Raw genomic sequence first — 20,132 nt, 5'->3', positions numbered from 1 at the left:
CAATGAGTGAGTAATCACTCATTGTCAAGAAGAATTTATAAAAAAGAGGGAAAGATGTCCCGGAAATACTTCAATGAAAGTTTTGATCGGATCTCGGAAGAAAAGAGAAATCGAATTCTGTCCATTGCCGTATCTGAATTTGCCAACAGGGGATTTACCAGCGCAAATACAAATACGATCGCACAAAAGGCAGGGATCAGCGTAGGTTCTTTATACAAATACTTTGAAACTAAGGAAGACTTTTTTCTAACGGCGGTTCATCATGGCGTTTCCCAGTTGGAGAAAGCATTGGAATCAGTTGTTTTGGAAAAGGTAGATTTCTTCGGTAAGATAGAAAAAATACTACGGATCATTCAAATTCATTCCAGAGAAAACCAGGATATCATCAGGCTTTATAATGAAATGACCTCAGAGAGCAATTCCGAGCTGATCAATCGACTTTCCAGTGAATTGGAATCCATTTCCGCAAAATGTTATACCCAAATTATCAATTTGGCAAAAGAAGAAGGAATCATTTCTGCCGAGTCAAACAGTCCCATCTATGCATTTTTATTGGACAATATATTTATGAGTCTTCAGTTTTCATATGCAACTGAATATTATAAAGAACGAATGAAAATATATCTTGGGGCTGATATCTTTGAAAGGGATGAAGAAGTCATTTCAGGTGTGATGCAATTTATCAGAGGTGCGTTTGGCGGTGTTGCCTAATGCAACCGCTTCCTCTTTATGCCAAAAAAGAAAAAAAGATTTTTTGGCGCCTCGCATCTTTTCTTCTTTCTTAACTTTATTTTACTACCGACCGGGCTCTTCGCTCCAATCAAACGGAAAACACTCCACGCTCTTTTTCGTGGAACCTCCTGTTCCGACGAAAAAGCTTCGGCCATCCTTGGCCTAGGCCACCGCGAGAAATGATTTCCTTGTTTAAGAGTTCAGAGATGTCTGTGATTTTCGCTTCGATCCTAGCACAGGAGATTTTGATTTTCATTTAGTAAGAATTAATCTGTTTGATCGAAATCTTACTTTAACGATCTATGCTTTCTTATAAGAGCATAGATATAGTATGTCCTGAATGTTTCAAATTTAGCACAGACCTATTTAATATTGTAGCTTTTGCAAGGCTTGGTTTTCTTCGGCAAAAAGGCGAACTTTTCCTTAGAATTTTAGGAAAAATGCAAGGAAGGGTTGCCAATTCGAATTGGATATGTTAGTTGGAACTCATTGGGTGGCGGGTGGTTCACCCCTCCCAAATCAGGGCGGGGATACCAGAATACAATCCTATAAGCAAACCGAAACCAAATTACCATATCTTATATAAAGAAAGTTTAATTGTCTTGTTTCTGTCATAGGCCCATATGGAAAATTCAGGCCCTAGACTTTCTCCCCGGATTCCTAATGTTTTTACAATGAGTAGATTGTCCGAATCGAGTAATAAAATCGTTTCCTTTTTTAAATTTTGCAACTGGGAAAGTTCGGTTTCCCGAATCGGGTGATTTGTATAAAATGCGAGACTGGGCAAAGCCAGGTTTTGAATCGTAAGAAGTTCGGTTCCTATGGGAAAATTCCGATTCCAATGGTTGGCACTTGCGATCGTGTCTCTTCTTTTGTCAGATAATAGTGGTAATATTATAAAGACGATTGCAAGACTCTGGGCGATTGCCAAAATAAGAATTGCAGCTTTCCATTTCATCTTTGACTCGGAAACGATCTTTGCCATAAGAATCGCAAGTATAGGATACACTGCCAAAGGATAAGAAGGAAGTTTACTCATCAAACATTCGTAAAATATCCATCCGAATAGAAGACCACCTAATAGTAGAATGTTGATCGACTCGGGAGGATTCGTCTTCTTTCGGAAATGATCGTATGTTTCTTTTATTCGGTTCCAAATCTCTTTCAAGGCTTTTGGCAAATAGAAGGACCAAGGAAATAAACTAATGAAAAATAATAAAAGATAGGTGCCGGGAGGCCCCGATTGCCCGAACACTGGATTTGCGGCACGCCTCAAAATATACCAATCAATCATCCATCGGATCAATTCTCCGTTTGTTTTTTGCCAAACCAGATAACCCCAATAGAACAAAGGAAGTAAAGATAGGGGAAGAAAAAACCAAGGCTTCAATAAAAAGACAATCTTTCTCGTTTCCTGAAAGAATAAAAATACAAAACAAATTCCCCCTAAAAAAATCAGAACGGGAGGTCCTTTGGTAAGAGTTCCCAGAGCGACGGAAAGCCAGAATAAAAGAATCCAAGGATAGGTTTGAATGTGCTGTTTGGGAAGAAGCCGGAACAAAGAATAAAATCCCAATGTTTCGCAAAATGTAAGTAAGCTGTCGACAAGTGCGATTTTTCCGTTCAAAGGAAAGTAAAGGGATGTGGCAAGTATGAGAAAACCGAATAGACCGGTTTTGTCGCCATAGATTCGTTTGGCGGAATCGTAAGTAAGCAGGCAAATAAGCAAAATCCATAACGATGGAAGCAAACGAAGGGAAAATTCGGAAATCCCTAAGGTTTGAAATGAAATAGCAGAAAGCCAAAAATGAAGCGGAGGTTTCCTATGCGGTTCGGAAAAAGGAAAACTTTGGGTGAGATAGTCTCCCGTTTCGAACATTGTTTTTGCGAACCCGGCATAGGCAGCTTCGTCCTGGTCATAAACGGGGGAGTCATTTCCATACAATAAAAATAAGGACAAAGTTAAGCTGAGGTAAAATACAACGGGTATTTTTTTGAATAAGAGTTTCACAGCTATACAAAGGAAAAGGGACCTGGTTCCTGGAAAGTAAAAATATCCCAAAACACTTCGTTACCGTTTTGTAACAATTCAGCAATCAAATTGGAATCTAAATCCCTTAGGATAAGATCATGCTTTTTCTTACCTTTCCTCCCATCGTTTCAGATCCGGTTCTGCCGAAGAAAAAAGTCACAAAAGGAAAGTTGATTCTCTCTGCACTATCTATTCTTTTGTTGGTAATGACAATTTACCAGATAACGGTAGTTTTGTTTTATAGAACTGCCCTTTTGGAAACGAACCGGCCGTTTTCAGGAAATGTTTGGACTAATCCCTACGAAAAAGGAGATTGGGCCGCTCATTCCGAAAAGGTTTCCCTTCATATCCATTCAAACGAAGTTTCCTATACTCCCGAACGACATACTGTAGAAGAGATAGAATCGGTTTACAACATGAACGGATTTTCTCTTATTTCTTTTTCAGATTACGATCGGATCACCAAATCGAAGTTATATTCATTTCTTCCCGGATACGAATGGGGTCAAAATATCAAAAAGAGACATGCTCTTTCCATCGGATCGGAAACACAAGTTCCTGACTATTTTCCGGTGTACGCCTCCAGGGAAAATATTGCCTGGACATTCCGACAAATGAGAGAAAGCGGTGGTTATGTGGTCATCGCTCATCCGAAATTGCACTCTTCTTTTTCAAAAGAGGATTTGGAAAAAATTCCTTTTTACCAGGCAATTGAAGTTTTAACTCCATACGGAGATGATTCCAAAATTCTGGATCATCTGTTGAGCCGGGGGAGAAATGTCCATTGTATGGCGAGCGATGATTTGCATTACTTTCCGGAAGAAACAATTCAATCTTTTTCAGAACCTTTGTGGAAGGACATTTTGCAAAAGATGATGTTCGTCAGAGGCAAAGAAGGAGAAAGCCTTCTTCGTTACGTTTCCACCGCGAACGGAAACAGAAGTCCCGATTCGGTTAAAGCGGATCTGAAAGAAGGCTCTTTTTTCTGCGTGAAAAAATTCTTCCAAGGTGCGGCGGATCCGAATCTGCCGAATATTCGTTTTTCCGGCAAAGATAAAATCTCTCTAACTTCCGGGGAACGTTATATGGAAGTTCGTTGGATCGGAAACGGAGGAACGATTAAAAAAATCGATCCGGATACGGACCGATCGGAATATGAACTTTCGCCTGAAGATACTTACATTCGTTTGGAGATCACATCCTTGACCGGAAAAATCCTTTCGAATGCAATATACCGAACGACTCGCTAATCTATTTAAAACTCAGTTTGGAAGCTTCGGTCGTGCTTAAGCTATCGATATAACTCGAAGAAGTATTGTCATGTGCTTCGCTTGTATAGCCTGTGCCTGTTCTTAAGAAAGCACTGTCCACATTCCAAGTTCCCAAATTTGGAGAAGGGTAACCGGAAGGGACCTGATTCACCGAAGTTTTGTCACTTACAAACCCGTTTTCATCAAACAATCCATAGGTGAGAGAAGATCCTGTAAGATTGCATATCGTATCGTTTCCTGCTTGGGCATTGGCGGTGATTCCCATTTTTGCAGTAGTATAAAACGGTGATGCAAAATTCTGCATATAAGCCAAGTTATAGTAAACAGCGCTGCTTCCGCACTGGGTTTTCAGAAAATTGATCGCAGTTGCATTGCTCGGATTTATAGCAAGGAGTGCGTCCAAATCCATTCGTACGACGGAGCGAAAGCACAATTGTCCGAGACTTGTAATCTCGTCCAAGGTAACACGACCGTTATCACTCGGCCAGGAATTGTTTTTCGGTCCGCCTGCCCAGGTATAGGTTTGTTTTTTGACTCCCGATTTTACAAAGGAATAGCTTTCAACCATTGCATTCGGAGCGGTACCGAATTTGACAGGGTCGATTTCGGATAATTTATAATACATCAACGCACCGTCATTTCCTTCCAATGTTTCTGCACTGTCGAAAAATAACTGTAAGCTGGGAACGGAAGATCCCGATTTGAAGATTTCGAAAGTATTGGAAAAAATTTTGGTACCAGTATAGGCCGTGGAAGTGATCGCGGCACTGTCCACTTTCAATTTCAAACGAAGTACTGCCGCGCCCATTCCGGTGACTGTGACGGCGGAAGTGAACGTTCCCGTAGTATTCAAAAGCCCTTGGTTTTTGATCCCTGCCACCACCTGGTCCAATAAATTGGAATTTCCCCGCGCCCATGTAGCAGAGCCTCGCACAAACCCCCAGGAATCGGAAGCTGCGTAAAGTGGGGTATTTCCCAATTCCATTCGTATAATATCCGTAAGGTTGACTTCTTCCCAACGGAAAGTTTGTTTGTCGGTTGCCTTGGAAAAGTCACTGATATGAAGGGAGGTCAGTAGGAAAAACAGAACGTATAGGACTTTTTTCATTTTGTTACTCCGCGATCCCTTTGGGGATACAGATTACGAAACTGGTGCTTGGATTGCATCCGTTGCTTGAAGAAGAACGAGTAAGAAAGGATAATAACAACAGATCTGTCAGGTCTTTGCCGTTATCCGACTTATCTTTCAGTTTGCATGCAAACGGGCTTGCTAAAATAAAAAGGGTTATCAATAGAATCTGTAATTTCTTCATAACAGTCTCTTTATAAAATATAATCCGCAATTTTGCAAGTTTTTGTAGAAAAAAACACAAGAATTATAAGAAATATAGGAACTGGTTTTTTACGTGAAATTTAGATCGATTCAGATTTCCGGTGCCTTTCTTTTTTTGATTTTTTGTTTCATTTTGACCGCAGAGTCGGTTTCAAAAGGGATTGCAGGAGAAACAAAAGACAATTCGGGAAAACAGATTCCATTTTATCAAACCCTTCCATTCTTCTTTTGAGGCAAATGCTCTCAGCTTGTACTTTCCGAAAGGAGGCGATGCTATAAAGAATTTTGGTTCACTCGGAATGATTATTTTTTCTCCTTTCTTTAGAAAATTATTTCCTTTGACGGGATTGGGAAATAATAAAATCGGATCGATTCGCCTGACACATATTTTGTTTTCAAAGAACGGAATTTCAAATTCTTTGCGGAATTTGATTTTGCTTAAAAAAGGACCAGGTATACGTTCTTTTGTCCAGATAAGAATAAAAATCCGGGTCAGTTTTTTCCCTTCATTTCATTCATCAAGTCTTCGTTTTTTTTGTATTGTTCTTTGATCAATTGGTAGTTTTCTTCTTTGAGTTGTTTGAACTGTTCGAAGATTTTCATTTTTTCTTTGGCATATTCGTTCAAAATCTGTTTTTTAAGAACTTGTCCGTCCAAAGTCACTTCTTCGTTTGCGCCCGTTAGGACCTCTTTGCCTTTTTTGTCCGGTACTACTGCAACGGTTCCTTCGTTTACATAGACGCCTTCTTGCAAATCCAAATCGGAATCTGTTTCCGGCCCGGGAGGTGCGGCAACTATAAATTCCGTTCCTCTTACTCCTGCTACAAGACTTGGGCTAACAATGTTTAGTTTGTTTTGGGATTTATTGTTTTTATGGGCTTTTACGAATAATTTGCCAGTATAAATTTTAACAGTGGATTGCCTGGATTTGGGATTGAGCAGATCTTCTATGGACGCCTCCGTGAATTTGGCAAGCCGAATGGTCGCTTGGGTGGCAAGTTGAAGTTCGCAAGTGCCGTCTTTGGAAGTTACCTTGTCACCTTTTCTTAGGATCTGGTTGATCTTGAGCGACTCTTCCTTTTTTTTTGCATTCCGGCCGGACCAGGTGACCTCCCCTTTGACAAAGCTCACTACCGCTACGTCTTCTGCGAACACCGGGAAAAAATAAGATAAACAGAGAAGTAGAAGGATAATCTTTTTCATAGAAACGTTTTAGCGGGCATTTTTTTTGTTACAAGCTGAAAAAAAGCGAACTTATTGCAAAAATTTTACCTTTCAGCTTTTGATTTTAAAAAAAATTCCCTTTTTTGGACTTAAGCAATTTTGAGAGTCCCAAAAAATATCTGTTAAAAATTTCGGTCCGAACCATATATTTTTTGTTTGGTGGTGCTTTCTTCGAAAGAACACAATGTAAATCAGGTAAATTGTCAACCAAACAGGAGGAGTCGGCCAAAAAAATACGATACTTCCATTTATTACGGCCTGTGAAAAAAAAATCCCGTTTAATTCGGATAAACTTCCCGCAAATTGCAAAATATTTCTTTTCTATAATTGGTGTTACATTTTCGATGACAATTAAGGCAAGGCTCAAGAGCAGTTTAGATAAATGTTTTGCGATAAATTCATCTCCAATTCGATAGATTGAGACCATGGAATATAGAATTATGTCTTTCAGGTTGAAAATAAATTACTCAATAAATTATAGACTCCTTATCTTCTTCTGTCCGCTCGTTCTTTTTACCGTTATAAATTCGGAACAAGCTTATGATCCCCTTTCCTTATCCATGGAGGAAGCGGAGGTAGTGGGTGTTACAAACAGCGTAATACTTCAAAGTTTGAAAGATAGAAGGGAGGTTTTTAAAATGATCTCCACCGAAAAATGGAGAAATTACCTGCCTCGTGTCGGAGTCAGTTACTTTGGCTTAAAAAACAATAATCTCAACCAATCGGACAGTCAGTACAATGATATTCGGGTCCAAATCAATCAACTCCTCTATGACGGAGGAGAAAACAAGTTGGAAATCGAATCTGCCAGCTTACAGGAATTGATCAATCAGGAAGATTGGAAAATCACAAAGGACAAACTCTCTCTTGAGATCAGGAAGACCTATATCAAGTCTTTGGCCAACCAGGTAAAGTTACATTTTGTCAAAAAAACCCTGGAAAGAACACTATCTCAGATCAATGACATAAAAAAAGAAAACGCTGCGGGGTTCGCAACGGAATTGCAGCGACTTGAAGTCGAATCCAAAATCAGGGAAATCGAGCTTCTTTTGCTAAAGACCGAATCAAACAGTAACCAAGCCAATATCGAATTAAGAAAAACGCTGAACCTTCCTTTGGAACTTCCTCTCCGTTTGAAAGAATCCTTGTTAAATGATTATGTTCTTCTTCCTCCCTATTTTAAGGAAGAAACTTCAAATCTTGCCGTGGCACACAAACCTGAGATCAAAAAGTCCCAAATTACAATCGAGAACTTGAAAACCAGAAAGGAAATCACCGAAAACTACTGGAAACCGAAAGTATTTTTAGGAAGCTATTACGGTCAGAATATAAACGGCCCTCTGCCTGTAAAAAACGACGTATACGGATTCAGCATTTCATTTCAAACTCAGTTGGGGAGTACTACAAACCAGTCTACTGCCAATTACGGAATGCAGACTGACGGAACCGGTATTCAAAGGATTCCCGGATTCGGTCCTCAATTTGTAGGTCGGGGGGAAAACGCATTCAATAGCAGCACCTTGAACCTGTTTGATGACCTATCATATTCCAGAAAAATCTATGAAGGAAAGATCGCTCTTTCCGATGCCGTTCGAAACAACCAGCTGATCGAAATCGCCTTAAAAGCGGAGGCATTCAAGGCACGTGAAAAGGTGAGAGAGACTTGGCAGATATTGAGACTGACAAATTCCCGTTTCTACATCACGTATGAAACCTGGAAATCAATGCAGGCGAAATCGGCAACCGGATTTTCCAAAAAGACTGAAATGTTGTCTGCAGAACTCGAATTATTGAAATCCGCCGACGACTTGACTACAGCTATCAGCAGTTATTTGGAGTCGGTTATGGATCTGTCGTTTGCTACCGGAGTCGATGTTTCCGAATGGCAATTTTACATGTATAAAAAGGGCGAGGGAAATTCCTTGTTGGCCCAATTGTATTCCGATGATTCTTTTATTTTCAACAAGCCGAAAGATTTGTTGGATAAGAATATTTTGGATGAGAATGGTTCGAAACCGGATAAGGGCGATAACAAACTACGCAAAAAATCCGAATACGATTTTTACTTGGAGGATTAGTTGAAAAAGCGATATAAGTTTTTATTAATTGTTTTCTTGTTTACCTTTGAGTTTTGCAAACATGCAAGTTCCGACGCATCGAAGATGCTTACCTTCCTTGGAAATGATTCATCACCTAAGGTAGTCTCGGCGGTGCCTTCAATGGGGGATAAGGAACTGCCTCGTACTCAAAAGATTGCCATTTTGTTCGATAAACCAATGAACATCAATTCGTGCGTTCAAAGTTTTTCCATTTCGCCTTCTACCCAAGGTTTTTATGATCTCAATGATTATAGTCTGAACTTTACTCCGAGTACTCTTTTCAGTTACGGCACTTACACATACACTCTTACAAAAAATTGCGAATCGAAAGATGGTCTTGATTTGAAGGATATTTTTACCGCCAGTTTCACAGTAGGCAATCAAACAACCGCCGGAACTTTTCCCGAAGTCCAATCGGTTACCGTAAGTGCCGGTTCTTCGGCCAGTTGTAATTCCGGTAGTCCTACTGCAGTTAATATTCTAAGTGATTCTGTTTCCAATGCTTGTATGGGCACACCTCTCAGAAATAAAATCAAAGTTTATTTTTCGCGCGCTATGGACAAAAGCGCTACGGTTTCCGCCATCACTTTTTCGCCTAACTTCAACGCGACTTATTATTGGGATTCCGATACGGAACTGTCCATTAGCCCGGACTCTCCTTTTGCCTACCAAACAAGAATCAATATGACGGTTTCGACGGTTGCACAAGACACACAAGGCATCCGCATGCAAATTCCGATTGCGGGAAGTTTTCAGGTAGGAACTCCGAATTTGGTTCCTCAATTGACATCTCTCACTCTTTCTACGGGAACCTTAGCAGACTGTTTGGCGGGGATCGGAACGCTGGGCGATCTGACTACTACGTCGATTACTACTGCATGTCTAGGGAATCCTACAAACAATCCGATCGTATTTAATTTTTCAAGACCGATGAACCAGGTCCAAACCCAATCCAATATCGGGTTTAGCCCTTCTTTTACCGGCACATTCGGTTGGTCTTCCGACAACCTAACGCTCACATATACGCCTGATGCAAAATTAAGTTATGGCATCCGTTATACGATCACTGTGGGTCAAAATGTGATCACCTCCGACAAAATTACCGTAGAAGCAGCTTCTACGTATAGTTTTGTTGCCGGAGGATCCGTTTCCTCTTCCCCGACCGTGCAGGCGGTCGGTGTCGCCTCTCAGGGTTGTGCCACAACTTTCCCCGGTACGGGAAATGCTGCGGGGGGAAACTGGAGTTTAGGGTCCTGTTATTGGGATAGCACCTTGGCTGTGTTAACTCCAAGTTCCTACACCTTTCGTGCAGGTGATACCGGTGGAGGAGCTACCTCTTCAACTGTAGATTGTACCGATGTAAATACAGACAACTTCCGATTGATTTTTACTAACTATATGGACTTGAATAGTACGGTCAACGCTGTTCGTTTGCGACGGCTTTCCCCTCCCTCTACCATTATTCAACTTTCTTCCTGGACCTGGGCGGATTGCCAGGCGGCCTTTCCTTACGGCTGCAGGGTTCTTGATTTGGTTTTCGCCGAACAGGAGTCATCCTGTAACTCAACCCTTTTCGGAAACGCAACGACCGGAGGAGATTTCAATCTGATGCGGTCGGATAATGCTCCTGCAGGTTTTCCTTATTATATGATTACGGTGGATACTTCCGCCAAAGATGTGAACAATCTGTTTTTCTCCTCCAATTTTAATTTTACCATGGAAGCTAAATAATATAATGAATCGAAGCTATAAAAAGATCGGAGCTTTCCTGTTTTTTATTTTATGTTTGTTAGTTGCTAATTGTTCTAGAAATCCGTATAATATCCGTTCTGCTATTTCTTCGCAATCATCTTCCAGGAAAATTCTGGTAGGTTATATTGAAAATAGGGATTTGAAGTCTCTCAAACAAGCTCCGAAAAATTTTAAAGATCTTTTGCAATTTGAACTTATAAAGAACGGGTTCAACCTGGTACCTTATCGGAAAAAAAATGCGCATCCGGGAAATAAAGAGAGTAGCAAAGACGCGATCGGATCACTCCCCGAATCTTTGCGAAGAATCGCCGGAGAAAACAGTTACGAAGACTATAAAGAAGAAAAACTTTTAGACAGGGAAGAAATACGATCTCTTTTTCGGGACGAAACTTTTGATATTCTCATACAGGGTTCCATATCTATTCAATCGAATGATCAGATTCTGGATCGAAAAGAATATAATTATATTTTTTTGCATATCTTTGATCATGAAGGCAATAACTTGGGGATGATCTCATCCACCTTTGACAATAAAATCCTATATGAATCCGAACTGATGAAGAAAGTTGCGGAGGGTCTTGCCTTTGAGTTGAAAAAAAATTCGGGTGAGATGATTGCATTGCAGGAAACAAAACATGCATTAAAGGTTAATTCCAAAGGTGATAACTAAAATGGCAGTCCGGAGTTTTGTTTTCCTCTGTTGTTTTTTATCTTTGAGTGTTATTTTTTCTTGCTCCGACAGTGAGACTTTGGAGAAAAATTATTTGGCAGGCAAGGACGAATATGCCAGTGGCGATTTGGATTCGGCTTTAAATTATCTTACCCAGGTTGATAAGGAAGATTCGCATTATTCGGACACCCCTCTTTATTTGGCCAAAATTGAATTTTATAAAGGAAATTTTGCTAAGGCGGAAGAACGATTGGAAGATGTTCTGGACGATCCTATTTTGGGCTTTCAAGCTAAACTCTGGAAATTGAAAGCGGGGTATGCCTCCGGAAAGGATCGCAAAACACTACTTGCTCTTGTTGATGAATTGTTGTTGGTAGACAGTTCCAATTTGGATTTACTGATTATCTCCGGCAAAATCAATGCAAAGATGGGAAAAATATCCGATGCCATCCTGTCATATGACAAAGCAATCGGTCAGGAAGATCAGATTTTGTTAGCAAAGCAGGAACTCAACTTAATATACGGAAAGGTCTATTCAAGTAGCAAAGATCGCGAAACCTCAAAACAGCCGACCATCATAATCAAGCAAAGCCCGCAAAGTAAAAATAGAAGGAAGTAAAGTATGAGTTTTTTAAAGAAAATCGTTTCCCCCGCATATCATATTCTCTATTGGAAGAATATTGTTAAAAATCCGGTCATTGAGTATGACAAAAATACAAGCCCTAAGGAAGTTTTTCATATCGGACTGAGATACTTTCTGTATTTTTCATGCGCATATATGTTTTTTTATTTTTTGGTTTTTTTGTGCGCATACCCTTATTATAGCAAATTGAATGAAGCACTTAAGATAGAGTTTGATGCCAAAGGAAATTCCGGATTAAGTTATTTGCTAAATTCTTACCCATTCAACGTAGCCTATATTTTCTCTGCTTTGGCTCTATTTATATTTTATATAACAGTGTTTAGCTACTATTTGGCTAAATTTTTGGAATCCGAAAGCCGGTCGTTTCTAGCTCATTTCGGGATTTGCCTTCATTCAACGACGGGTTTGATCACAATCTTGTTTATCGTGCTCATAGTGAACTCCGTTTTTCCTTTCAGCCCGCAGATCGGATACGTTCTATTCAGTTTGCTGATTGCTGCTTGGATGATTCTATTCGGAATCGGGATATATCTTTCCACTAGAATTTTTACGAAAGCATCTAATAAATATTTTGCCCAAAACAAAAGAAGGGCGAGTTTGACTTGGCTTGTTCCTTTGTTTCTTATTTGTTATTTTGTTTTCGGGGTCATTACAGCCTAACTAATGCTAAAGGAAAGGTTTGATTTTCTAACTAAGATTCCTTTTTTCTCCAAGATAGTTATCAGTGCACTTATATATCTTGGACTGTCGATCGGATATAGCAATCTGACTTGGGGGGATTTGAGGGCGAAAGTTCCTTTTTTTAACAGGATGTTTTATTCGCCTAAACTTTCCCTCGTCAGCTATTACGAAAAATTCAAAAAAGAGGAAAAGAAAGATTCCGAAGAAGGTTTGAGCGAAGAAGGAAGTTTGGCCGTCGAATTATTAAACATAAAAGAAGAGAGCAATACCCCCGTTCTATCCTACTCGGCACTTTTAGAACCGATTGAAAAAGTGGAGATATACTCGAAAGTAAGCGGAAGATTGGAAAAAACCTTTGTAAACGAAGGTGATTCCGTTTCGCAAGGACAGAAATTGGCAAAGCTCGATAGTTTGACTTTTGAACTCGATCTTGCCAAACAAAAAGCCGCTTTAGAATCCTCTCAGGCATTGTATCGTCTTTCCGGTGATAAACTAGCAATTGCTAAACGGAATTTGGAAATCAAACTGGGCGAAGCCGACAAAAGAATCAATCTTTATAATAAAGCAATCGCGGAACTCGAAAGGTTTCAGGAAGTGATTAAGAAAAAAGAAATCCTTTTGGAAAACAAAGTAATCACGGAAGAGGAAATGGCAAACCTTCGCCTTGAGTTGAATACCCGTGAAATTAATGTTAGTAATGCGAAACGCGATTTAGATATGGTTCTCGTAGGAATCCGGGATGAGGATATACAAGCGGAAGGATTGGCTGTTCCTGCCGACAGAAAGGAAAAAAACGAAGTATTGAAAAAAATCAATACAAAGATAGAGGCCTCTGAGCAGGAAGTGGCTTTTCGGAATCTAAAAGCGGCCGAAGTCAATTTGCAAACTACAGAGATGCTGATTAAGGAATCAATCCTTTATTCTCCGTTAAACGGTGTCGTCGCAAAAATCAACAGAACTGCGGGAGAATTGGTCAATGCGGGGAGTGGAGGAAGTCTTCCTATCTTAACCGTTATTTCGGTGAAATCCGTTTATGTTGCTTTTTCCGTAAATGAAGGAGATCTCTTCAAACTGAAAGTCGGTTTAAAAGCAGATATAAAGGCCGATGTTTCCCCTGACAAAACATACCGTGGCACGGTAAAGAGAATCAGTCCTTTTGTTGACAGTAAAACGCATACGGCGGAAGTAAAGATCCAACTTGACAATCAACATTCCCTGCTTAAGCCAGGAATGTTTGTTAGGTGTGAGGTGATTACCGGCAAGGAAGAAAAATCCATATTTGTTCCTCTGACTTCTCTCATTGCATTGAATGAGACGGACGCATTTATTTTCGTTGTTCGCAACAAGCGAGCTTATAAAAAACAGGTGAAACTAGGTGCGAAAAAAGAGGATAAAGTTGAGATTTTGGACGGGCTGGAAGAAGGCGATTCGATCGCTCTCAGTTCCATCAGTCGGTTGTTTGACGGAATACTGATCACGCCCAAACTTCAATGATTGAAGCCATTCAGAAATTTATCTTAAAAAGAAAGGTTGCCACCAGTATGGTTTACGGTGGCTTTCTTATTTTTGGGGCACTGTCCTTAAGAGACATTCCTATCGGATTACTTCCCAATATTGAATTTCCGAGACTATCGATTATAACTACCTATTCCAATGCTTCACCTGCAGAAATGGAAAATCTGATTACTAAACCTATCTCGGAAGTTGTCGGTACGATCCAAGGTGTTGTGAAGGTGGAATCGGAATCCATCGAAGGTTATTCGTTTGTTCATTTGAGTTTTAAAAACGGAACGGATATTCATTTTTCTTTGGTGGAAGTTCGTGAAAAATTGGATTTGATCCGGGACTTTTTGCCGCAAGACGCAAGCAAACCTTTGATTTCCAGATTCGACCCGAACAAATCCTCCTTTATGGAAATCGTATTTTTTTCCAACGGTTTGTCAGACGAACACAACTTACGCCAGTTTGTCGAGGAAAACCTGAAAGTATATTTGGATCGTGTGGACGGAGTTGCCGCAGTTCAGATTTCCGGGGGATACCAAAAGGAAGTATTTATAGAAATCGATCCTGAGCGAATGAATTCATTTCGGATTTCTCCGCAGGATTTGCGCTCTCTGATTTCCATTAATAATAAAAATTATCCTGCGGGTCAGTTGCCATTTGGTAAAAAGGACTTACTGGTTCGTGCCATAGGCGAATACGCTTCCACGGAGGAAGTAGGCGGTACGATTGCCTTTTTCAATGAAGGGGCGGGTCCCGTTTATATTTCGGATTTCAGTAATGTGAAAGAACGTTTTCGGGACAGAAGAGGTCTTGCCCGCTACAACGGAAAAGAATGTATTGTTGCTTATATTTATAAGGAGCCTGGCAAAAACTCGGTTCAGATCGCCGAAAATGTTTCCAACGCTCTGTCGTTTATCCAAACCCAATTTAAAAAGGAAATTTCTTTGGAAGTTGTTTATGATGAATCCGATTTTATCAAACAATCCATTAATAATCTGTTCTTAAGTTTAATCATAGGTGCCGTACTTGCTTTCCTTGCGTTACTGATCATTTTAAAAAACTTACAAAGTCCGAGCCTCTTGCTTCTTGCCATTCCCGTGACACTCTTTCCCAGCTTTCTTGTGTTTAAATTTGCAGGTATCAGTTTTAACATGATGAGCCTTGGGGGCCTCGCTTTGGGAGTGGGTATGCTCTTTGACTCTAGTAACGTAGTGCTTTCCGCAATCGAAAGAAATTTGTTATTGGGTAGCCAACTAACAAAAGCTATCTTGGATGGCGGCAAGGAAGTCTCTACTTCCATTCTATCCGCAACATTGACTACGATTATCGTATTTTTGCCAATCACTTTTCTGAAGAGCACTTTGGGAATCGTATTCTCCGAAATGGCTCTGGCAATTGTAGTCACATTATCTATGAGTCTTATCGTTTCTTTGACTTTCATTCCGCTTGCGGCTTCTTTTTTGTATAAATCGCGAAAAACATTAACTTCCAAAAAAAGCAAGTTTCAGATTTATGATGAAGAAAAACTGATCAAAGGATATCATTCCTTTCTTAAGGAAATGATTGCGACTCCTAACATTTATTTGTTGGCAATCGTTGCTTTGCTTGTCTTCAGTTTTACCTTGATTCCTTTCATTCAAAAGGAGTTTTTGCCGAAAGTTGATACAGGCGAATTTGAAATGGTAGTTTCGTTACCGCGTGGAACGGATCTTCCTGCGATGTCGGATTTTGTTTCTTATCTGGAAGGAGAACTCTTGAAAGATAAAAAAGTAGCCCGAGTCGTCACAAATATCGGCGGTGAAGAAGATGATCTGAAGATCAATCCGAATGCGATTGTCGATCCGAACAAAGCATCCCTTCGGGTTGTGCTGCAAGAAGACAAGGATATAAGAACTTCCGATTTTATAAGTGCGTTTAGAAAGAAATTGGTGATTGATCCGAGTTACGAGATCGTATTCAATACAAGGGATAATATGCTCGGTGACCTTTTGGGTCAAAAAAAAGGATTTCTTCAATTCCTTTTGATCGGAAATGATTTGGAATCCATTCAGGAGTTCGGGATAAAAGCAAAGAGCCGATTACTTTCCAAACCTAGCGTTTTGGAAGTGAAGCTAGGAATGGAGACAAAGAATACGGAATACCATTTGAAATTCAATCAGGTGAAAATGTCCAGATACGGATTGACCAATGCGGGAGTATCGACTTTCGTAAGGATTGCTTTGAAAGGTTTGACTTCTTCCTCAATGAAAATTGCTGGAATGGAAACCAACATTCGGATTGGTATGGACAAAAAATATACAAACACTCTGGAAAAACTGAGACGTTTGAAAATCCGAACACCTTCCGGAGATAATATCAGCTTGGAACAATTCGTAGAGATACAAGAGGAAAAAAATCTATCATCCATTATGCGACGTGGAAATTTCCGTATCAATCCGATTGATGTCAGTTTGGATCCGAGTTTGACAAGAGCAGAATCCGATATCAAATCCATGATTCAGAAATGGGAGCTGCCTGAAGGAGTCAAACTTCAGTTTGCCGGAGAAGAGGAAGATATAGATGCTTCTTTTAGGGAAGTGATTTTTTCCTTTCTCTTGGCACTACTTTTGATCTATATGTTGTTATCCGCTCAATTCGAGTCTTATTCTTCTTCGTTTCTTATGCTTTTTTCCGTTCCATTGATTTTTATAGGAACTTTTCCTGCCTTGATATTGGGAGGAAAGTCGCTTAATATAAGTTCGTTTATGGGATTTATCCTGCTTATGGGAGTTGTTGTGGACAATGCTTCTTTGTTTTTTGAATACTACCGTTTGTTCTTGGAGGAGAAGAATGACCGTCTGGCGGCTATTTTGGCGAGTAGCGAAGCAGTCTTCAAACCGGTGATCATGAACAATACGACTACCATTCTAGGTATGCTCCCTATTGTTTTTGAACTCGGAAAAGGTTCCGAATTCCAAGCTCCCTTGGGAGTAGTCGTTGTTAGCGGGCTTTTTACTTCTACCTTGCTTTCTCTTTTTGTAATACCTTTGTTATTTTATAAATTCAATAAAAATGTAACTTCCCATTACCGATGAAAAAATCAAAGATCATACTCTCCATAGAGGAAAGACCTATTCTATGTTTGATGTTTGCATTGGGACTTACTTTATTCGGTGTTTTGTCTTTTCAGGAAATCAAATTTTCCTTAAGCAGAAAGGAAATTTATCCCGGGATTGCCATTCGGGTGGATGCATCCGGCTTTGACGCATACCAAACGGAAGAAGTCATCACGACTCCCATTGAGAAAATCATTTCTACAGTAGGAGGAATCAAAGAAATCCGATCCATTTCCGAATCGGGCAAGTCCGTCATTCAAATCCAAATGGAAAGAAACTTGGATTTAAAAACAAAGGCTTTGGAAATCAGGGAAAAGATAGATTTGATCTCTTATCAATTTCCTAGGGAAGTTCATAAGCCCATGGTGTATCGATTTGATCCGGGCAATTCTCCCGCCATGGTAGCAACTTTTTATAATGAAGGACTAACTCAGGATGAGCTTCGTGAGTTAGTTGAAAAGACTTATAAGGCGGAATTGGAAAACATCGAAGGAGTGAGTCAGGTGATCGTAGCGGGAGGCAGAATTCGCGAAATCTTAGTTGCCTGTGATGCAAAACAACTGGAAGCTTACACTCTTAATCTAAGAGACATCGTAAACAAGATTCAAGATTGGAATGCGAACTTTTCATTGGGTAACATCCGTGTATCCAACAGAGACAGTTCCGTGTTTGCAAATAGCAAATTTTCCGATCTTTATGCGTTAAGAAATATTCCTTTGGTAGTCGATTCCTTCGGTAAAGTGGTGTTTTTGCATGACGTTGCGAAAGTATCTTTGGAACCGAGGGATGACGAAGTAGGTGCCCGTTTGAACGCAGAGGAAAGGGTATCTGTTTTTATATACAACAACCAAACAAGTGATATATTAAAGATATCCGGGCAAATCAGGTCGATATTCTCTTCTAAAATAAAGGGAAAGTTGGAAGTGATCGTGACTCAGGATGAAGCCTCTTTTTTAGTAAATACCATTCGCTCCCTAATGATTTCAGGTCTTTTTATCATTTTACTAGTCTTACTATTTTTTTATAGAAATGCGAATTTCAAAAGGTTTTTCCCTTTTTACCTGATGAGTGTTCCTACTTCCTGGTTTATTTTTTCATTGGCAGTCGGTATCGGTCGTTTTGATTTAAGTTTGGCCTTTTCCTACGGATTTATCATCGGGCAAATTTTTTGGGGTATGTTTGTTCTTCGTGTTTATCGATTTCAAAAGAAGGATATATATCATTTCGGTTATTATAAATTCAGCCTAATGCTCGTTATTATATTTGGTGTTTCCGTTGTTTTTCTGTTACTCTCTAAGGGGATCTTTATGTTTTGGTTCGAGTTTGTTTTTGCCATTTGTTTTTCCGTGATTTCAAGTTATATACTGTTTCCTGTTTTTTATATTAATTTCAAAGATACTTTTTTCTTTCGATGGATTTATAAAGAGAATCGTTACTTTATCAGGTATTATGATCTTATCTGTAATTTTTTGATTAAAAAGGGTTTGGACTGGAGAAAGAAAACGGAGGATTCTCTTTTTACCAATATTTACTTGTATCCGGTGAGTATTGTCTTTCTTATTTTGCTTGGTATTTATACTTTATTCTCTTCAAGTTTGAAATATTCCATTGATTCGGATAAAAAGGAAGTGATTGCTTTCCTTGAATTTCCGCCCGGAACTTCCTTTCAACATACAAGCCAAATCACCTTATCAGCAGAAAAGAAAATCCTTTCTGTTACGGGTGTAAAAGAAGTAATCAGCAAAATAGATCCGGCTCATTCGTTACTTTTGATTAAGTTAGACGACGGAAATTTTCCCGATAGGGACTTTCTTTCCTCTCTGAAAGCCTCGATCGGATCTACCGACGACGGATTTCTTTATTTTTCTTCCGATGAAGACTCCAAATTTTTCAAGGAAGTTGCATTTGACGTCATCGGTTATGATATCAAGGATTTGGAAAAATATGTAAGCAGGATTGCCGAGAAAGCAAAATCAATGAATGGTGTGGCTGAATCGGTTTTGCGGTTCAAACCTTCCCGCGAAGAGTTACAATTGAATTATAATCCTTATAAGTTCGAACTTTCCGATATGAAGTTTTACGAATTTGGAGATAATTTGCGTTTGGCGATACAGGGCGGAGTGGCAACGAAATATCTGGATCAGGATAGGGAAGTCGATATTAGAGTGCGTTATGCGGAAGAGTATCGCAAGTCTTCCGATCACTTGAGTGAAATTAGAATTAAAAACGGATCGGGACGATTTGTACCTATTTCGGAATTGGTTCATCCCAAAGAGGCACTTGTTCCGCAAAAGATATATCACAAAAACCGTTCCAGATCCCTTTCGTTTGCCGTAAAGATGGAAGGCAGTTCCGGATCGGAACTGGGAGGGTTGATCGATACGGTTATGGATTCGTCTCTTCCGGAAGGATATCGGGTAGAACTCAGTGATGAGGAAGATAAAGGTTTTTTCGGATCTGACTTTTTTCAGAAGGTTATTTTTTTAAACCTACTTTGGTTGAATCCTTTGATTTTCTTTGCGTTAACAGGTAATTTGAAAAAATCAAAATCATATATATGGAAAATGATCGCCCCCCTTTTCTTTAGCATATTTCTATGGAAGTTTTTCTTTTCGAGTGTCATCTACCTTCCATTTCTCATTGGTCTCGGAATAGGTCATCTTTTCGGTATTTTTTTATTGGAAAGTAAATACCACCTAACGCAGTATCCTGTTTTATATTTTGTGTCTTTGTTTATTCCTTTTATTATAATCTCCGATGCTTCTCTGATCAGCCTAGTCCATATTTTCAGCGCCATTCTGCTTTTCTGTTTCTGTCTCTTCGGCCAGGAAAGGATAACTAGGGAATGGAATCGGAAATACGAGAACCAAGATATGGTTTTACTTTTGTGGGATCTTACAAAGAAAATTTGGAAGACTCTGGAAGAGAAAGTAGCATTGATTTGGCGCAAAAGAACATTTGGTAAATAATCCGCTAAAATAATCTATTGTGCCTTCCTTAATTTTTTTCGCATAAAAAACATTGATAAAATCTTTTTCTGACTTTAATGAGATAAAGACGATTAGTTTGTAAAATCGTAGATTAACTGCGTTTATTT

General features: G+C 39.5%; 15 protein-coding genes. 10 read left to right on the top strand and 5 right to left on the bottom strand.

Annotated elements, in window-relative coordinates; translation table 11 throughout:
* Positions 1-54 precede the first annotated feature (54 nt).
* The gene (locus EHS11_RS16450; protein ID WP_135765442.1) at positions 55-711 is read left to right on the top strand and encodes a TetR/AcrR family transcriptional regulator; all 657 of its coding nucleotides are present in this window, start codon (positions 55-57) and stop codon (positions 709-711) included.
* Positions 712-1,300: 589 nt separating this feature from the next.
* Here the strand turns inward: EHS11_RS16450 and EHS11_RS16445 are convergent.
* Positions 1,301-2,743, bottom strand: a complete 1,443-nt coding sequence (locus EHS11_RS16445) for an ArnT family glycosyltransferase (protein ID WP_246047972.1) — start codon at positions 2,741-2,743, stop codon at positions 1,301-1,303.
* A 119-nt stretch (positions 2,744-2,862) separates the two neighbouring features.
* Here EHS11_RS16445 and EHS11_RS16440 point away from each other — a divergent pair, with 119 nt between their 5' ends.
* Positions 2,863-4,014: a CehA/McbA family metallohydrolase domain-containing protein gene (locus tag EHS11_RS16440; protein ID WP_135765441.1), complete on the top strand. Its 1,152-nt coding sequence runs from the start codon at positions 2,863-2,865 to the stop codon at positions 4,012-4,014.
* A gap of 1 nt (position 4,015) precedes the next feature.
* Here the strand turns inward: EHS11_RS16440 and EHS11_RS16435 are convergent, their stop codons facing one another.
* The 4 genes from EHS11_RS16435 to EHS11_RS16420 all read right to left on the bottom strand — a co-directional run bounded on the left by EHS11_RS16435 (position 4,016) and on the right by EHS11_RS16420 (position 6,571).
* The gene (locus EHS11_RS16435; protein ID WP_135765440.1) at positions 4,016-5,143 is read right to left on the bottom strand and encodes an LIC_12337 family protein; all 1,128 of its coding nucleotides are present in this window, start codon (positions 5,141-5,143) and stop codon (positions 4,016-4,018) included.
* Positions 5,144-5,147: 4 nt separating this feature from the next.
* On the bottom strand, positions 5,148-5,348 hold the full coding sequence (locus EHS11_RS16430; RefSeq protein WP_135765439.1) for a hypothetical protein: 201 nt from the start codon (positions 5,346-5,348) through the stop codon (positions 5,148-5,150).
* Positions 5,349-5,519: 171 nt separating this feature from the next.
* On the bottom strand, positions 5,520-5,732 hold the full coding sequence (locus EHS11_RS20490) for a DUF4384 domain-containing protein (protein ID WP_425460597.1): 213 nt from the start codon (positions 5,730-5,732) through the stop codon (positions 5,520-5,522).
* 128 nt (positions 5,733-5,860) lie between these two features.
* Positions 5,861-6,571, bottom strand: a complete 711-nt coding sequence (locus EHS11_RS16420) for a FecR family protein (RefSeq protein ID WP_135765438.1) — start codon at positions 6,569-6,571, stop codon at positions 5,861-5,863.
* A gap of 659 nt (positions 6,572-7,230) precedes the next feature.
* On the opposite strand from EHS11_RS16420, the gene EHS11_RS16415 reads away from it, so the two are divergent.
* From EHS11_RS16415 to EHS11_RS16380, 8 genes are read left to right on the top strand one after another with little or no spacing between them, the layout of a single operon-like run.
* Positions 7,231-8,670, top strand: coding sequence for a TolC family protein (locus tag EHS11_RS16415; RefSeq protein ID WP_246047971.1), 1,440 nt, complete (start codon positions 7,231-7,233; stop codon positions 8,668-8,670).
* The gene (locus EHS11_RS16410; RefSeq protein WP_135765436.1) at positions 8,671-10,422 is read left to right on the top strand and encodes an Ig-like domain-containing domain; all 1,752 of its coding nucleotides are present in this window, start codon (positions 8,671-8,673) and stop codon (positions 10,420-10,422) included.
* A gap of 4 nt (positions 10,423-10,426) precedes the next feature.
* Positions 10,427-11,113, top strand: a complete 687-nt coding sequence (locus EHS11_RS16405) for a lipoprotein (protein ID WP_135765435.1) — start codon at positions 10,427-10,429, stop codon at positions 11,111-11,113.
* A 1-nt stretch (position 11,114) separates the two neighbouring features.
* Complete coding sequence (locus tag EHS11_RS16400; RefSeq protein WP_135765434.1) at positions 11,115-11,732, top strand: tetratricopeptide repeat protein; 618 nt, start codon at positions 11,115-11,117, stop codon at positions 11,730-11,732.
* Positions 11,733-11,735: 3 nt separating this feature from the next.
* On the top strand, positions 11,736-12,416 hold the full coding sequence (locus EHS11_RS16395) for a hypothetical protein (RefSeq protein ID WP_135765433.1): 681 nt from the start codon (positions 11,736-11,738) through the stop codon (positions 12,414-12,416).
* A 3-nt stretch (positions 12,417-12,419) separates the two neighbouring features.
* Positions 12,420-13,931, top strand: a complete 1,512-nt coding sequence (locus EHS11_RS16390) for an efflux RND transporter periplasmic adaptor subunit (protein ID WP_135765432.1) — start codon at positions 12,420-12,422, stop codon at positions 13,929-13,931.
* The gene (locus tag EHS11_RS16385) at positions 13,928-17,014 is read left to right on the top strand and encodes an efflux RND transporter permease subunit (RefSeq protein WP_135765431.1); all 3,087 of its coding nucleotides are present in this window, start codon (positions 13,928-13,930) and stop codon (positions 17,012-17,014) included. Before EHS11_RS16390 ends, EHS11_RS16385 begins: the two co-directional genes overlap by 4 nt.
* Positions 17,011-20,004 (top strand): efflux RND transporter permease subunit, encoded by a 2,994-nt coding sequence (locus tag EHS11_RS16380; RefSeq protein ID WP_135765430.1) that lies wholly within the window; start codon positions 17,011-17,013, stop codon positions 20,002-20,004. Before EHS11_RS16385 ends, EHS11_RS16380 begins: the two co-directional genes overlap by 4 nt.
* The last annotated feature ends 128 nt before the right edge of the window (positions 20,005-20,132 follow it).

It is taken from the genome of Leptospira ilyithenensis, from assembly GCF_004771005.1.
GTDB classification, from domain to species: Bacteria; Spirochaetota; Leptospiria; order Leptospirales; family Leptospiraceae; genus Leptospira_A; species Leptospira_A ilyithenensis.
The sequence above is the reverse complement of the archived record's forward strand: the minus strand, read 5'-3'. Positions and strand labels throughout refer to the sequence as shown.

Bases quoted from the DNA above. Each gene is read 5' to 3' on its own strand.
- EHS11_RS16450 (WP_135765442.1), top strand. From the start codon at position 55: ATGTCCCGGAAATACTTCAATGAAAGTTTTGATCGGATCTCGGAAGAA.
- EHS11_RS16440 (WP_135765441.1), top strand. From the start codon at position 2,863: ATGCTTTTTCTTACCTTTCCTCCCATCGTTTCAGATCCGGTTCTGCCG.
- EHS11_RS16435 (WP_135765440.1), bottom strand. From the start codon at position 5,143: ATGAAAAAAGTCCTATACGTTCTGTTTTTCCTACTGACCTCCCTTCAT.
- EHS11_RS16430 (WP_135765439.1), bottom strand. From the start codon at position 5,348: ATGAAGAAATTACAGATTCTATTGATAACCCTTTTTATTTTAGCAAGC.
- EHS11_RS16420 (WP_135765438.1), bottom strand. From the start codon at position 6,571: ATGAAAAAGATTATCCTTCTACTTCTCTGTTTATCTTATTTTTTCCCG.
- EHS11_RS16415 (WP_246047971.1), top strand. From the start codon at position 7,231: ATGATCTCCACCGAAAAATGGAGAAATTACCTGCCTCGTGTCGGAGTC.
- EHS11_RS16405 (WP_135765435.1), top strand. From the start codon at position 10,427: ATGAATCGAAGCTATAAAAAGATCGGAGCTTTCCTGTTTTTTATTTTA.
- EHS11_RS16400 (WP_135765434.1), top strand. From the start codon at position 11,115: ATGGCAGTCCGGAGTTTTGTTTTCCTCTGTTGTTTTTTATCTTTGAGT.
- EHS11_RS16395 (WP_135765433.1), top strand. From the start codon at position 11,736: ATGAGTTTTTTAAAGAAAATCGTTTCCCCCGCATATCATATTCTCTAT.
- EHS11_RS16390 (WP_135765432.1), top strand. From the start codon at position 12,420: ATGCTAAAGGAAAGGTTTGATTTTCTAACTAAGATTCCTTTTTTCTCC.
- EHS11_RS16385 (WP_135765431.1), top strand. From the start codon at position 13,928: ATGATTGAAGCCATTCAGAAATTTATCTTAAAAAGAAAGGTTGCCACC.
- EHS11_RS16380 (WP_135765430.1), top strand. From the start codon at position 17,011: ATGAAAAAATCAAAGATCATACTCTCCATAGAGGAAAGACCTATTCTA.